The sequence below is a fragment of the Chryseobacterium sp. genome (genome assembly GCF_041914225.1).
Classification (GTDB): domain Bacteria; phylum Bacteroidota; class Bacteroidia; order Flavobacteriales; family Weeksellaceae; genus Chryseobacterium.
The window spans coordinates 38073-53851 of record NZ_JAYSDT010000007.1 but is presented as its reverse complement, the minus strand read 5'-3'; the positions used below and the strand labels follow the sequence as shown (position 1 = coordinate 53851).

Annotated in this window: 14 protein-coding genes; 4 read left to right on the top strand and 10 right to left on the bottom strand. The window is 37.5% G+C overall.

Annotated elements, in window-relative coordinates; translation table 11 throughout:
- Positions 1-7: 7 nt before the first annotated feature.
- Positions 8-1048, top strand: coding sequence for a phosphatase PAP2 family protein (locus tag ACE3RB_RS05205; RefSeq protein WP_374463257.1), 1041 nt, complete (start codon positions 8-10; stop codon positions 1046-1048).
- Positions 1049-1198: 150 nt separating this feature from the next.
- On the top strand, positions 1199-1393 hold the full coding sequence (locus ACE3RB_RS05200; protein ID WP_374463256.1) for a hypothetical protein: 195 nt from the start codon (positions 1199-1201) through the stop codon (positions 1391-1393).
- A gap of 34 nt (positions 1394-1427) precedes the next feature.
- Here ACE3RB_RS05200 and ACE3RB_RS05195 read toward each other — a convergent pair whose 3' ends face one another.
- From ACE3RB_RS05195 to ACE3RB_RS05185, 3 genes are all read right to left on the bottom strand, one after another.
- Positions 1428-3293: a M1 family metallopeptidase gene (locus tag ACE3RB_RS05195; protein WP_374463254.1), complete on the bottom strand. Its 1866-nt coding sequence runs from the start codon at positions 3291-3293 to the stop codon at positions 1428-1430.
- A 106-nt stretch (positions 3294-3399) separates the two neighbouring features.
- A complete protein-coding gene (locus ACE3RB_RS05190; protein WP_374463253.1) occupies positions 3400-5769 on the bottom strand; it encodes an outer membrane beta-barrel family protein in 2370 nt (789 codons plus the stop codon).
- Positions 5770-5942: 173 nt separating this feature from the next.
- Positions 5943-6776 (bottom strand): GLPGLI family protein, encoded by an 834-nt coding sequence (locus tag ACE3RB_RS05185; protein WP_374463251.1) that lies wholly within the window; start codon positions 6774-6776, stop codon positions 5943-5945.
- Between the two features lie 116 nt (positions 6777-6892).
- Here ACE3RB_RS05185 and ACE3RB_RS05180 point away from each other — a divergent pair, with 116 nt between their 5' ends.
- Complete coding sequence (locus tag ACE3RB_RS05180) at positions 6893-8206, top strand: sensor histidine kinase (protein ID WP_374463250.1); 1314 nt, start codon at positions 6893-6895, stop codon at positions 8204-8206.
- Positions 8196-8891 (top strand): response regulator transcription factor, encoded by a 696-nt coding sequence (locus tag ACE3RB_RS05175; protein WP_374463248.1) that lies wholly within the window; start codon positions 8196-8198, stop codon positions 8889-8891. The genes ACE3RB_RS05180 and ACE3RB_RS05175 overlap by 11 nt, the downstream gene beginning before the upstream one ends.
- On the opposite strand, the gene ACE3RB_RS05170 is transcribed toward ACE3RB_RS05175, so the two are convergent.
- From ACE3RB_RS05170 to ACE3RB_RS05140, 7 genes are all read right to left on the bottom strand, one after another.
- Positions 8886-9713: an endonuclease/exonuclease/phosphatase family protein gene (locus ACE3RB_RS05170; protein ID WP_374463246.1), complete on the bottom strand. Its 828-nt coding sequence runs from the start codon at positions 9711-9713 to the stop codon at positions 8886-8888. The genes ACE3RB_RS05175 and ACE3RB_RS05170 overlap by 6 nt on opposite strands.
- 67 nt (positions 9714-9780) lie before the next feature.
- On the bottom strand, positions 9781-9984 hold the full coding sequence (locus ACE3RB_RS05165; protein WP_374463245.1) for a hypothetical protein: 204 nt from the start codon (positions 9982-9984) through the stop codon (positions 9781-9783).
- Positions 9981-11243, bottom strand: a complete 1263-nt coding sequence (locus ACE3RB_RS05160; protein ID WP_374463244.1) for a S8 family serine peptidase — start codon at positions 11241-11243, stop codon at positions 9981-9983. The genes ACE3RB_RS05165 and ACE3RB_RS05160 overlap by 4 nt, the downstream gene beginning before the upstream one ends.
- A gap of 12 nt (positions 11244-11255) precedes the next feature.
- The gene (locus ACE3RB_RS05155; protein WP_374463243.1) at positions 11256-11834 is read right to left on the bottom strand and encodes a hypothetical protein; all 579 of its coding nucleotides are present in this window, start codon (positions 11832-11834) and stop codon (positions 11256-11258) included.
- Positions 11834-12529 carry a hypothetical protein gene (locus ACE3RB_RS05150; protein ID WP_374463241.1) on the bottom strand — a complete coding sequence of 232 codons (696 nt, stop codon included), beginning with the start codon at positions 12527-12529 and terminating at the stop codon, positions 11834-11836. The genes ACE3RB_RS05155 and ACE3RB_RS05150 overlap by 1 nt, the downstream gene beginning before the upstream one ends.
- A 15-nt stretch (positions 12530-12544) precedes the next feature.
- Positions 12545-13432 (bottom strand): DUF2589 domain-containing protein, encoded by an 888-nt coding sequence (locus ACE3RB_RS05145; protein WP_310406160.1) that lies wholly within the window; start codon positions 13430-13432, stop codon positions 12545-12547.
- A 353-nt stretch (positions 13433-13785) separates the two neighbouring features.
- Complete coding sequence (locus tag ACE3RB_RS05140) at positions 13786-15723, bottom strand: M1 family metallopeptidase (RefSeq protein WP_374463240.1); 1938 nt, start codon at positions 15721-15723, stop codon at positions 13786-13788.
- Positions 15724-15779 lie beyond the last annotated feature (56 nt).

Here is a 15779-nt window from a genome sequence, read left to right as displayed (position 1 = left end):
ACTACCGATGAAAAAAACAGCATTAGCATCAGGAATACTATTGCACTTATACTGTATTAAAGCACAGGATACGATCCAGGTCAGAAATATCAGGCAAGACCTGGAACTTACTAATTCGGGATATACCATTCAGGAGAAGACTCCGTTTTTCAAAAAAGAATGGGTAAAAAAATCAGTGGCTCCTGCAATTCTTTTTACTGCTGCAGCTGCAACCTGGGGAGAAAAAGAAAATATCCGTGAGGTGAGAAACCGATATCTTCCCAACTTCAAAGTCAAATATGATGACTATCTTCAGTATGCTCCTGCTGTTGCTGTTTACGGATTAAAACTCTCTGGTGTAAAGGGGCGGAACAATATTGGAAGGGCAACCTTATCCTATGGTACAAGTTTAGCCATCATGGCTATTTTAGTCAATTCTATCAAATATACAGCAAAAGTAGAACGGCCTGACGGGTCCAAAAACAATTCTTTCCCATCAGGACATGCCGCTATGGCTTTTACCAATGCCAGCTTTCTACACAAAGAATACGGAATGGTAAATCCGGCGTACAGCATCGCAGGATATGGGTCTGCCACGATAACAGGACTTGGACGAAATTTAAATAACAGGCACTGGGTTCCGGATATTCTTGCCGGTGCCGGTATCGGAATCATATCAACAGAACTCGGATATTTCTTTATTGACAAAATTTATAAGAACAAAGGGGATAATTTAAGCATCTTATCTAGAATAGAGGGAAACGATTACCCTTCTTTTCTTGCTCTGAAAATGGGTACAGCATTAGGCACAACCAACTTCCTGAAAGAATCTGAGCTTGACGACAAAAAGCAAACCGGTTTTGAGGGCGGGCTGGAAGGGGCTTATTTCTTCTCAAAAAATTGGGGTGTTGGCGCTGATATAGCTTTCAGCAGCTTCCCGATTAAATCTCAAAGAATAACTTTCGATGACGGGCAGGATTTTGGTGATCATGAAATCAAAACACAATCCATGGGATTCCTGGCTGCAGGCATTGGTCCTTATTTTTCCCACGAATTATCAGATAAATGACAGCTTACTTTAAAATTAACCGGAGGATATGCCGCAACTGCAAGTGGAAAAGTATTTGTAAAAGGAAACGAAATAGACACCCCTAATCACGAGCTGCAGATAGCCAGATACAAACCTAAACCCGCCTTCCGATGGAATACAGGAGCTTCCATGACTTATAAGTTCAATCCGGGATTAGGTCTTACCTTTTATACAGATTATAATCAGATCAACTCTACCATTCGTTACCACTTCAGTGATGAGATTAAAGAAAGTGCTGAGCTGGACCAGGAGCTTAATAACCTGATTGCAAAAGAAAAAGTTAATTATATTACGTTAGGTTTAAGATTAACTGCCTATTTTTAAAATACAAAGCCTTCAAAATATGAAGGCTTTTACTTTATAAATTTTTACGGTTATTTTCCGGAGTATAATCCATAAACAGATCACCATCCAGCTGTACTGATTTTACTTTCTTCTTAATGGGAATCACAAGATCAGTCATCTTCTGGTCTTTTTCCCAGACAGAAGGCGAGAAATGTAACTTTTCCGTACTTCCATCTTCATAAGAGAGTATGGCATCAAACGGAATGGCAAAGCCTCCTACATTGGCAACATTTACGGTAAGCATATCATTCATCTGGGATGCTCCTGCTATCTTTAAGTCAATATAATTATTGGTATAAAACCAGTTCTGGAAGAACCAGTTCAGATTTTTACCTGAACCTGTATTCATAGAGTTGAAATAATCCCATGGAACCGGATGTTTCCCGTTCCAGTTATCCATATAATGATGTAATGCTTTTTTAAACAGCTCGTCCCCCAGATAATCTTTCAGTGCCAGATAAGATAAAGATGCTTTCACATAGGAATTGTTGCCATATCCTGCACCACTCACCTGCGTACTCATTGTAATCACCGGCTGGTCCTGTTCTGAAGACGGGTCATTGATCCATCTTTTAACACGGAAATTTTTATAAAACTCTTTAGCCGCGGCTTCTCCGTTTTCATCAATCCCTATAAGATATTCCAGCGTAGTAGCCCAACCCTCATCCATAAAAGCATATCTTGTTTCGTTGATTCCCATATAAAACGGGAAATAGGTATGGGCAATTTCGTGATCTGCTGTGAGCCTCGCATCCTGGAGATTGTCCGGGATACTGGTATCATTAATCATCATCGGATATTCCATATCTGCATACCCCTGAATAGCAGTCATTACATTGTAAGGATATTCTACACCAGGCCAGTTCTTAGAGAACCAATCCAGGTTATAGCGCATCCAGTCTACATAATTTTCGAAATCTTTTGCTCCGGATTTATACCCTGCCTGAACGCTTGCTCTTTTTGTTTTTAACTGAACACTTGCAGCGTCCCAAACATAATGATTACTTAGTGCAAAACAGAAATCTGTGATATGGTTAGCCTTAAATTTCCATACATTCCACTTATTAGGTTTGGTCACTTTTCCGGACCTCATTTCCTGTTCTGTAGCAATATGTATCAGCTTATCGCTCTTTAATGAAGCTTTATAACGTTTTAAATATTCCGGCTGAAGCACGGTTTCCGGATTAAGGAAATCCCCTGTTGCCCAGACCACATAATTCTTTGGAGCTGTAATACTGAAACTGTAATCATTAAAGTCATTATAGAACTCCTGTCTGTCCGAATGCTGAATCATATCCCATCCGTTATAATCATCATACACGGAAATTCTCGGAAAAGAATAAGCCACATAGAATGTTTCGGGGTCAATCTGACCTTCTCTTCCACTCTGTACAGACAACGGATATTCCCATTCTATTTTAACCTCAGCTTTGGATTTTGATTTTAAAGCTGTTTTCAGGTTTACTTTTTCAACAGTACTCCAATCGTCACTGTTGATATCATATTTTGCACCGTTTACAATGAAAGATTTAATCTTAAGCCCTGAAGAGAGGAAATCCTTGGATACAAATCCTGATCTTGGCGACTGTGGTTTATGAAGGTTATTCACAAAGCGTATGGCCAGTTCATTCAGGCTATCAGGACTGTTGTTGGTATAGACAATCGTTTCTTTTCCGGAAACTATTTTGGTAACGGCATCCACTTTTACCTCTACATTATACACTCCTTTGTTCTGCCAGTAATTTTTACCCGGTGCTCCTGAAATATCACGGGTTCCTTTTTCGTATGCTTTTTTGATATTCCTCGGCATATACAATTCCTGCGCTGATAAGTGCAGTAAAGAAACTGCTACCAGCATCATGGAAAAAATTTTCTTCATAACGATCTTTTTAAAGATTGGCATCAAAAATAGCGAAAATCTGACACCAGTAGATCATTTGTTATATAATAATATTTTATTGTAACGATTCTTATATTAAATTTACTTACAATCTTTCCTGTTCTGCAGTTTTCTTTATTGTTTTTGCATTTTTCACAGACTGATTTCCAAAATTGAATTTCAAAGAAATCGTAAAGCTCTGGGTATCCCGGTAATCTATAAAATAGTTGTCCTGATTGGCATACTTTGTACTTATTTTTTCCTGTGAAGTTTTAAAAATATCATTAAACAAAAGGCTTGCTTCCAGTTTTTTGTTAAAGAATTTTTTATTGACCGCCAGATAAGTTGCAGAAGATTCCGAGATCCAGAAAGTCCCCTGTATCCCCGGAGAATAATAGCGGTGCCCTATTTCTATTTTCCAATCGGTGTTTTTATCGAGTGTAAAACTTGTTGAAATATTGGATGCCAGGTTCCAGACTTTGTTTTTATATAGGAATCCGTCAGTTCCTTTAAAATAATTTTCGTTGTGTTCAAGATTTTCAGACACGATAATATTCCACCATGGCTTGACCTGAAAATTTTTATACAGGCTTAATCCGAAAGCTTCTCCTTTCTCTATATTGGTGAAATAATAGATCAAACTGTTGGTACTTGGTTCCTGATATGAAATTTCCATGGATGGATAGATTTCTTTCCGGTAATATAAATCCACATTCCAATCCTTCCAGGAGTAGGTAAGATTCAGATTGTGAGTGATTGTTGCCTTTAATTTCGGATCTCCCTGATAGTATGAGAACAGGTTATAGTAAGATTTTGCGGGGTTCAGCCATGAATAGGAAGGTCTGCTGATTCTTTTACCATAAGAAAACCCAAATTCCTGTTTATTTTCTGTCGTATACTGTGCATAAAAAGTGGGAAAAAACTTCCAGTAATTACTTTTATTCAGTTCATAAGGCTCAGAAACAGTTCCTTCAAGATCCGTCATTTCTGCACGGAGACCTCCTTTGAAGTTCCATTTTCCTATATTGTAGGACAATGAAGAATACAGTGCAAAATTATGCTCTTTATAATCAAATACACTACTTTTTTCCGGTCTGTATTGCAATTCTCCATTCTCATTATCTGAAAAGTCAAGCTTACTGTTCGTCTTTACAAAACTATATTTTGCTCCGGATTCCAGTTCCAGTTTATCTTCTTTCCACTGGTAATCAAATTGAGTGGAATACAACTGAACATCCGCTTTGTTCTTCGTAATAAAATCATCCTCTTTTGGAGGCTGCCCAGCAAAGTTCAGATAGGTCATTACATTCTGATATTTATCTGCATTGTTTCCCGTAAAATAATTGATCCAGGAAAGGCTGCTTTTTTTGTTCAGTTTCCGGTCTATCTGAAGGCTTACAGAATTATTAATGGATCTTGAGCGATGATCATTAATTGTAGTATAGTTGGATTCTACAATATCCTGTTCATTATAAATCAAAGTTGGAACATTGTAAATCCCGAAGGATTTTGGAGAAAAATACCCTGAGTAGTTGAGGCTTATATTGGTCAGGCTGTCCAATTCATATTCCGCATTAAAATTCAGGGTATTCTGATTATTGTTTTTATCCTTCCTGTTCATTGTACTGATCCATCGGGTTTGACTTTCCGGATAACTTACATAGTCTGTTCCTTCCCGGTAGTAGGTCCCGATTCCTTTATAATAGCTTACCATAACGGAAAGTTTATCTTTTTTATAATATTGGGAAAGCCCAAAAACACCTTTTGCATATTGTGTCTGTATATATTTAGAGGAGAGAATTCCCCGGTAGCCTTCAATTTTATTTTTCTTCAGGACGATATTCAGAACAGCACTTCCTGAAGCTTCATATTTTGCAGGCGGATTGGTAATCACTTCTATTGACTTCACCTCATCTCCCTGTGTATTTTCCAGAAGATTTTTGAGTTCATCTCCCGTCAGCATTACTTTTTTATCATTAATCGTCACGAGAATTCCTGTGCTTCCCTTTACACTCAATACACTATTGTTGATGGTAACACTGGGTGTATTTTTTAGGATTTCCCAGGCATTGAGTGATGAAATATTACTGTTTTCCACATTAAATTCCAGCCGGTCAACTTTTCTTTTTACCAGGGGTTTACGCCTGGTCATTACAATTCCTTCAATTTCCTGGGACTCCTTTTTAAGAATAACATTCAGCGGTTCAGGTTCATTCAGATCGAGCTTTCTCTCAAATAAAGAATACCCCGGATTTTTAATCACCAGTTTTACATTCCGTTCTGTAATACCTTCCAAAACAAATTCTCCGTTTTCATTTGTTTTTAGTTCTTTGATTAATTTATTCTGAGCATCATACACTTCAAGCTTTACTGATGACAGCTTTTCGTTTTCAGTGTTTACAACTGTTCCTCCAGGCAATTGTTTCTGAGCAAGAATCAAAACCGGAAAACACAAAAGAAAAAGAATTTTATACATAGTTATTTTTTTATCCTCCAACAAAGACTGTTGTTGCGTTCTATGGGGACAAAATTCTGCATTGAATAGGAGATTTTCAGTTAACGATGGGTTAATGATAGGTTAATCTCTTTTCTTCAAAATAATAAACCTGAATCCGGAAATTCAGGTTTTAAAATCAATGGAATATGTTTTTATGGATAAGGGATTATTTTATCCAGTTCTATAGGATTATAATATCTTTTTATATTAATCTGCGTCTGTTTGGTCAAACCCGCAAACTCGTCTTTACTTTTGATCTGTCGTCCGTTAATGCGTACATTCCAGTCTGGCTGAAATTCAGTTCTCATTCTGGCATAAGGATCATTATAAAACTCCAGATTCAGTTTCACCCATTTCTTAAAATCAATGGCAATAGGAGACAATGAATAATGCTTTTCGAGAAAACCTGTTGTATCATATATTTTGGAGAGGTTAATATTTCTGGAGAAAGAATATATAAAGTCTTTGTTGTCATCCTCTACATACAGAACCAATCCCGGCAGTCCTCTAAATTTATAAGGACCTTCAGGAATATTGATATCCGGAGTAAACCAGGCGGTCCAGTTTCTTCCTCCAAATACTGCAGTTGCTTTTTGCAAATTATAATTATTGATCTTTTTGGTATCAGCCTCTACTTTCCACGAAATATTATCTTCCGTTTCAAACACATAATAATAGGGCATCATCATGATCTGAACAAAATTTTTATTTTTATTGGAACCTTTTTTCCTGATAATGGTCTGTCCGGACTGGCTGGTATACTGAGAAGACATTCCTCCATGAAGGATATTCAGAGAATCATTTACCAAAAATGCAAATTCATAAAATTTCACTTCCTCCGGATTAATATCCAGTACCATTTCTTCCTTTTCATAATTTGTACCTTTAGGATCAGGCCTGTATTGAAGTTCATATATAAAGCGATGGGTCTGAGCTTTAATCCCCATCCCAAGGAACAGAACAAGAAGAATGAATACCTTTTTCATTACATCGAATTTAATTTTCTAAAATTACCAAAAAACACACTAAACATCAGGTTAATAAAAGGTTAATGATAAAAAATACTATTTCATTAAAATGTTAAAGCTCTATCTTTGTTCCGATGATAGCCAAGAGTAAAATTCTGATTCCGGTTTTTGCCACTCTGTTCCTTCTTTTACTGGGAATACAGGTTTACTTTATGTATAAAACCTATCAGGTAAAAGAGAGAGAAATCTACAGGGCAATACAGTCTCCTCTCAGAGATTATACTGATGAACTGGAAGATAACGGCGGTGCAAAAAAAACTGACGATGATTCTTTACAATCTTTTTTCATCCGCTACAACAATAAAGAAATCAGTAAAAAAGATTTTCTGAATTTTTTCGAAGAAAACAGAAAGCAGACGATGGAAATATTCAGTAATCATGTTGACAGTATGTTTAGAAAAGAAGGATACAGAATTGCTGTAAAAATAGAATACCTGTCTGTTTCTTTCATGCCGGATAATATCAATCTTCTGGACAACCCCATTGTGCTGTATGAAACGAAAAACAAAATAATAAATCCCGAAATTTTAAGCCGGGGAAAATGGGAAACAACTTCAACTTCAAAAATCAATCGTAAGACCAGAAAAAATAATGTTTTCCTGGTAAGAAGCAGAACCAGTATTGAAATATTAAATATTAAAAGTATTGTTTTCAAAGAACAGGCATTGCTCTTTCTGTCTTGTATTGCGATTTTATCCTTTGTTCTGATGCTGTATATTTTTACAGTTAAAAATCTGGCTGCCCAGCAAAAACAGGTGGAAGTTCTTCACAACATTGTGGATAATATTTCACACGAGTTTAAAACTCCGATTGCTACTTTAAAAATAGCATCAAAAACGTTAAAGAAAGAATGGAACCCGGAAACGCTTCCTCTTATTGACCGCCAGGTTGCCCGTCTTGAAAGCCTGATGTTTCAGCTTCATAAGGACGAAATACCTGACGAAATAGTCGAAATACAGCCTAAAGACTGGGATTTCTTCATTCAGGATCTTGCAGTTACCTATCCTGCTACAGATTTTAAATTTGAAAACACCATCTTACAAAAGCTACCTTTTGATAAAAACCTGATGGAAACTGTTATTAAAAATCTTTGTGAAAACAGCGTAAAATATGGAGCATCTGTTATTACAATAAATCTAAGCTCCCGTTCTCAGCATCTGGAAATTGAAATTTCTGACAACGGACAAGGTATGGAAACGAAAGAGCTGAATACTATTTTTGAAAAATTTTACAGAATACAGAACAAAAATATTCACAATAGCAAAGGGCTTGGACTGGGGCTTTATTTTGTAAAAAAAATCGTTGACAAGTATGGTGGAAAAATAGAGGTTTCCAGCCAGCTTCATACAGGCAGCACTTTTAAAATATCAATTCCTTATGAAAACTAAAATCCTTCTTACAGAGGATGATCCGGATTTCGGAATGATCCTGAAGCAGTATCTTGAATTGGAAGATTTTGAAGTCGGCTGGTTTCAGAATCCCGAAGAAGTTTTACCCTTACTTTCTGCTGAATTTCCTTATCAGATAGGAATTCTGGATGTGATGATGCCTAATATAGACGGATTCTCACTGGCAAAAATGATTTTGAAAGAAAAAAGTAATTTCCCATTATTGTTTTTAACTGCCAAAAACCAGAAAATCGACCGTCTGACCGGGTTGAAAATAGGTGCTGATGATTATATTGCCAAACCCTGCGATCCTGAAGAGCTTGTGTTACGAATCAAAAATATTCTGAAGAGAAGTCTTCCTGCTGTTATGGCTTCCCAAATAAAAATAGGAGAATTCTCACTGGACACCAACAAGCTTCTGTTGTCACATCCTAACGGAAATAACCGGCTGACTATACGGGAACAGGAATTACTGCTGTATCTTCTGAAACACAACCGATCTATTATTACAAGGGATAATATCCTGGACAATCTTTGGGAAACCAATGATTATTTTACAGGAAGAAGTCTTGATGTGTTCATCAGCAGGCTCCGCAAATATTTCAACAGTGATCCCCAAATAAAAATCCAATCCCTTAGAGGAATTGGATTTGAAGTTGATTTTCCAACCAATGATTTTTTATAGCGACAGATGTACAATTACAGGGAAATGATCTGACGGGTACAAAAGATTTTCTCTTCTGTCATTAATGTGTCTGTGAGATCTTATTTTAAAGCCTTGTGTAAAGATATAATCTATTCTGTCTTTCGGGACTGTATTGACATCAAAAGCAGTGAAAGTTCCTACCGGACCATAATGTTTGGTTTCAGAATGGTAGAAAGTATCTTTCATATTCTGGGAAAGAATTTTAATCGGTTCTGAATCATCTGTCAGGTTAAAATCTCCGCTTAGCGTTACCGGAAGGTTTTTTGGATTGAGTTCTTTGATTTTTTTAAGGATCAGTTCAGAAGATTTCACTCTTGCCACATTTCCAATATGATCGAAATGAAGATTCATTGCGAGGAATTCTTTCTTCGATTTTTTATCTTTAAATACTGCATAGGTGCAGATTCTGTTCAGTGCAGCATCCCATCCTTTTGAAGGTTTTTCCGGAGTTTCAGATAACCAGAATGTGCCTGATTTTACAACATCAAGTCTGTTGGTATCATAAAAGATGGCTGAAAACTCCCCTTTTTCTTTACCATCGTCTCTTCCTACTCCTATGTAATCATAATTCTTTAATCCTGTCTTAATATCTTTCATCTGCTCAGGAAGCGCTTCCTGTACTCCGAAATAATCAGGATGGTAATAGGTAAGCAAATCTGCAACGTCCTGCTTTCTCTTCGGCCAGGCATTGTCTTTATCTGACTCTACGTTCAGCCTGATATTAAAACTCATTACGGTAAGGTCCTGTGAAAATCCCAATGCAAAAAGCATCAGAAACACCATTGAAAATCTGAAATTCATATGTTATGTTATCAATAAGAAAACAAAAATAAAACTTCTCTTTGACAGAGAAGCCTGATTCATATGATTATATTGTTAAATTATCTTTTTCTTCTTCTACGGATATAAAATATTCCTGAAATTCAGTTTCAGAAACCGGCAATGCACTTTCGAGTTTCACTACGCCAATGGTTTTATAATGGGCCGCAAGTTTGATCTCTTTACTTTTAAGAAGTGTTTCAAGCTTTTTAAAATTGATATCTTTTTTTAAAACTGCCAGATAAGTTTTCATAAGTATACCTGTATTAAACCATTTCCTATATCTCTGTATTTTATGCCTTCAACCGGCCTTGCTTTATGTTCAATAAGTTTCCAGATTTCCTTGGCTGATTTATCAGGAAACTGCTCCATATATAAGGCGGCAAGCCCTGAAACATGTGGTGCAGCCATACTGGTCCCGCTCATTGTGTAATAAAAATTATTTTTGTTCTTTGCATTTTTAGGGTAGCTGCTTACAATATCTACTCCGGGAGCACAGACATTGATGCTTCCTCCGGTAGACGGGTTAAGGCCCGCATTTGAAAATCTTGCAATCTTCATCTGGCTGTCAATTGCTCCTACAGCCATAATCGATTTTGAATTCGCAGGCATAGAAACTGGCTGTGGAATCTGTGGTCTGTTACTGTCATTTCCTGCTGCCGCTATAATAAGATAGTTATTCTCCAGTGCCCTTTCTCCAATGGTTTCAAAAAGAACAGAAGGCTGGTCGTCAAGCTTCACCGGACATGCCAGCGATAGTGACAGTATTCTGAACTTCTTCGTAATCGCCCAGTCTATTGCATCAATCACACTGCTGGTCGTACCTCTTCCATTATCAGCCAATACTTTTGCTATTTTCAGATTGGAATCCTTAGCTATTCCATAACGTTTTCCGGTATCACTTCTTACGTTTCCGGTGGCAATTCCTGCACAGTGTGTACCGTGGCCGTTGGGATCCCTGTTCCAGTCTTCACCATCTATGAAAGATTTACCTTCAATTTCTTCAGATGAAAAATCGGGGTGGGAAGTCTCAAGGCCTGTATCAAGAATACAGATGTCAACTCCTTTTCCTGTATAATGGGTATTTTCCAAACCAATTGCCTGTAATCCCCATTCCATCTCAGAGAATGATTTTTGGGGTAAGGGTTTGCTGGTAATGTATTTTTCAAGCTCTGAAATTTTTTCTGCGAGCCCTGCAGACTGTTTTTTAAGTTCGTTGATCAGCTGCAGTTCATCTGCTGGAAAAAACTCACGTTCTTTTTCATAGTAAACTATTGAGTTGGATTCATCTTTAACGGCGCTCTCCAGTTGTGCTTCATCCATATGATCCACCACAAGAACTCCAAGGTTTTTGTAAAGTACACCGTTATCCTTATTGATGACTTCATAGGAACGGTTTTCTTTGGAAAGAAATTCTGAAGAAGTAATGCTCACTTCCAGTTCTTTCTCTATTTTTTTGAGTGATGTCTTCTGCTGATCTTTCAACAGGACAATATATCTTCCGGTTTCCATAATGTTCTTTTTTTAAATTAACTTCAGAAATACTTTTTCCAGAATAAGAAAAATATCCTCAGGAATAATGGTCAGCCTGAGCTTCTTGTTAATTCCGGATATGGCTGTATTCTGCTCAGACAGAGAAGTCCAGAAACGTTCAATTTTGGGAACAGAATTCATTTCTTTTAATTTTTCATCATCAAGAATCCCATTCTGGTACAGGGATACAATGATTCCCGAAATAAGTTCTTCCGCCTCTTCGAGCTTTTTATTTTCCCTGGTATATATTTCTATCAGAATTCCATAAATACTTTCCATACCGTTGAATGAAAATCCTCCGAGAATTTCACGTCTTCCAGACAGTATCTTCTCCATTTTTATAGGATTAAAACCTCTTTTAACGGTTGCAATCATATTCATAATTTTCAGAACTTCAGATTCATGGCTCGTGTTCCCTTTTGTACGGAAATACTCCAGCACTTCGTCGAGAAATACATCAAAACGGGCATCAAAGTCAAATGATTTCGACAGATACAACGTCTGAACTTCATTGAAATGCTCCAGAAGTTCTTTAATTTTCTGTACCGTAAAATGAATAAGTTCCTGCATTACTCAAAAGTTATCTGTTCTATTTCATTACCGTCTTTATCTTTGTAGGAGACAATCCTGATTCCTTCTTCTTCCATTTCCACATGAAGATTAATAAACAGCTTATCTTTATCTTCTGCTGCACTGGTATTGGGATCTATGTAAATATTATTCAGTTTCGCATTCACCAGTGTATATTTATTCAGGAGAACTTTTGAAAAAATTTCCTTCAGCTCGTCAGTTTCTTCTGTTGTTCCTTCCTGAGGCCGGAAAATTCCGGAATTAAGAAGCTGGACTTTTTTTCTGAGATCCAGCTTAAGGACTTCGACAGAAGGAAGCTTACCGAATTTCTGATCATTTTTTTCCAGTGTACTGAACAGCGTTTTGAACTCCTCGGTCTCAAGCTGTCTTTTGCTGATTTCAGGAATATTCAGGTTTTTCTCTTTGTTTGCCAGACGGATTCTCTCATTTATTTCGGTAACGAACTGATCCTGATTCAGTTTGAAATTGTATTTGGAATCTGAATCAATATCCGTAATTTTTATGGGAATGTCCATCTTTACACTGGGCAGTGCATATCTCGGCACCTTAAAATACTTAAGGTATTCATGGCGGGCATATTCTTTGGCAATAAGAACGGCGTTCTCGTCAGCTTTTTTACGAGCCTGAATTATCTCGTTGTTGAGATAATCCAGGTAATCTGATAATTTTATCATTTTTCGTAAAATGTTTTATTGTGAAAGAAGTCCAAGTACTTTTTCAAGTCCTGCAGGCATTTCATCATTGGTTGCACGTACCTTTACCCCAAGAGAATATTCTTTTTCCACTTTGATTCCTGTGCTGGAAGTTCTTTTATAAGAAACATCCACTTTGAATTTTACAGGACCCCATCCACCGGATACTCCTGCATTGATACCGAATTCATCACTTACATCTTTGGTGTATGTAGAATTAAGTTTCACATTAAAGTCTACTTCACAGGTTTCAATTCTGAAGCTTGGAACATTCAGCAATGCAATAAACGGTACTGAAATTTCTACATCATTAGGAATGGTTTTAGGATTGGTAGCACTGACAGGCTCGTCTTCTTTAAAATCCGGATTCGGAATATTTTTTTTGTATTTGAATTCCGCCATTCTCAGTTTTTTAGCACTGGCTGCATTGGCAGGATCTGTAAGCTCAAAACCGACTTCGTTGATGAAATTAACGGTGGCAATAGAGGCATTAGACTGTGCTTTTACACAGGCATCCAAAGGTCCGCCAATAATGGTGGCAAAGTCAATACTTCCCAGTTCTGCCGCAAAATCTGCGCTGGCAGCATCTGAAGTTCTGAAGATCTCGTCATCGGCAGCCATTCTACCGGCAATCAGTTTCATGATCTCTGAAGAGGCACCTGAGAAAGATTTTTCCCACTTTTCATCATAATTCTTTTTGAATTCGTCTACAATTGCTAACAATTCCTTATTGGTTAATGAACTCAATTCTGAAGTTTCAATTCCTGATACTTTTTCATAGACTGCGGGAGTCAGCACTTTTTCTACTCCTGACAAGAGATCAATTAACTCATTTTTTGTTTTTTTGGCGTGGCTTGCTTCAAGCACTGATTTTAATGTTTCCATGTTTTTTGTTTTTGATTAATATTGTGGGACAAAATTATATCACTGACCTTCAAAACATTTCAGGAGAACACCTCTACTTGTTCAGGAAAAACACCCTAAAAAATAAAAAGCCTGAACTTACGGTGGTAAGCTCAGGCTTTTGTAATACATATTGCAGAGATCTATTTTATAGACGCAAAGATCATATTAACTATTATTCTTAAGTAAGCTAAGAAAGCAACAAGTTGCTGATGAAGCTGCATGAATATGCTCACGCTTAGAAAGAATCAATTCCATTGATTCCATCTTTGCCCCCTTAAAATCAAACATCAGATATCAGATCTTTGCGTTAAATTAAAATAGATCCAATATTTCTACGCCGGCGTTTTACTGTTGTTTTCCAGATTGACATCAGGAACTACAGAATCCGGATCCAGTTTTACTTCGTTTATTTCCTTTTTAGAATCTACCTTGAATGTCCATTCCGTATTTCTTTTCCAAACCTCAACAGGAATTTTCACAGTCTGTGCTGTTCCGTCTTTGAATCTGATCTGTACTGTTGTTGGCATTGGCAGCTGCCCAATATTTTCAACCGTAATCTGAACTCCATTCTTAAAGTCCCCGTTGATATACTGTACATTTTTAACCGCCTGATCAATTTTCCATTTATTAAAGAACCATCCTCTCCAGAACCAGTTCAGCTCTTCTCCGGATACATTTTCCATGGTATGGAAGAAATCCCATGGTGTAGGATGTTTAAAAGCCCAGCGATCTATATAGGTTCTGAATGCTTTGTCAAATTTTTCAGGTCCCAGAATGGCTTCTCTTAAAACCTCTAATCCCGTTCCCGGTTTAAAATAAGCTAAAGCACCGATGCTTCTTTCTTTCATATTATCGGGTCCTACCATTACAGGTTCCAGATTGCCATTCAGAAGGTAAACTCCCGATCTTGCCAGATTCGGTTTACGGTAATATTCCCCTTTATTGAAGGCTTCGGTGGAAAGTCCGTTAATAAAGGTATTAAACCCTTCATCCATCCAGGCAAACAGTCTTTCATTAGATCCAACAATCATAGGAAACCAGTTGTGTCCGAACTCATGGTCCGTAACGCCCCAAAGGCCTTCCCCTTTGGAATCCATATGACAGAAAACAATCCCGGGATATTCCATTCCACCTTCGTTTCCTGCAACATTGGTGGCTGCAGGATAAGTATATTCATACCATTTTTTCGAATAATGTTCTATAGCTGCCTTTGTATATTCTGTAGATCTTCCCCATGCTTTATCACCGGCACTTTCTACAGGATAAGCTGAAATAGCCAAAGATTTCTTTCCACTTGGCAAATTGATTTTTGCAGCATCTAAAATAAATCCGGCAGATGATGCCCATGCAAAATCTCTGGTCTGATTAATTTTAAATTTCCAGGTCTTTGTACCGGATGCTTTATTTTTACCGATTTCAGATTCAGGACGGATCATTACCGTTTTATCACTGTTTCTTGCCTCATTCCATCTGCTGATTTCTTCTTTGCTGTATACCTCTTTCTCATTCAGAAGCTCTCCGGATGCCACTACGTAATGATTGGCAGGAACAGTAATATTGGCTGTAATATTCCCATATTCCAGATAAAACTCCGAAGCTCCAAGGTAAGGAAGTGTATTCCAGCCCATCACATCATCATACACGCACATTCTCGGATACCACTGTGCGATGGTAAAAATCTTACCGTTTTTAGTCTCCTGAACACCCATTCTGTCTGAACCATACTCGGGAGAAACAAAAGAATATTCAATTTCTATTTTGGCAACTCCTCCGTTGGCTTTCAGTTCTTTTGGAAGATCAATCTGCATTCTTGTATCAGTAATGGTATATTTTACTTCTTTACCATCAAGCCTGACTGATTTAATTGTATATCCACCGTTAAATTCTTCTCCGTGAGCACCATTTCTGCTTCCTGAAAGCGGAACTACTCCATTTCCTCTTGAATCTTTTGCAAACAGGTTCTGATCCAGCTGCAGCCAGAGAAAACCTAATTTGTCCGGACTGTTGTTGGTATAAGTAATCTGCGCTGTACCGGAAATCTCTTTTTTGTCTTCATTCAGGCTTACATTCAAATGGTAATCTGCTGAATTCTGCCAGTAAGCATGTCCCGGCTGCCCGCTTGCAGAACGTGTGGCTGTACCTGTCTGCGGATAGAAGAACGGCTTAAATGCTTCTACGTAATCGTATTTCGGAGTCTGCTGTGCATATACCGATCCTGAGAAGAGGACCACTGCAAGCGTCGAAACAAAGGTTGGAAGTTTAAAATTCATTTTGAAAAAGTATTATTTACTGTATAGGTAAAAAAAACTCCCGGAATTGTTACACA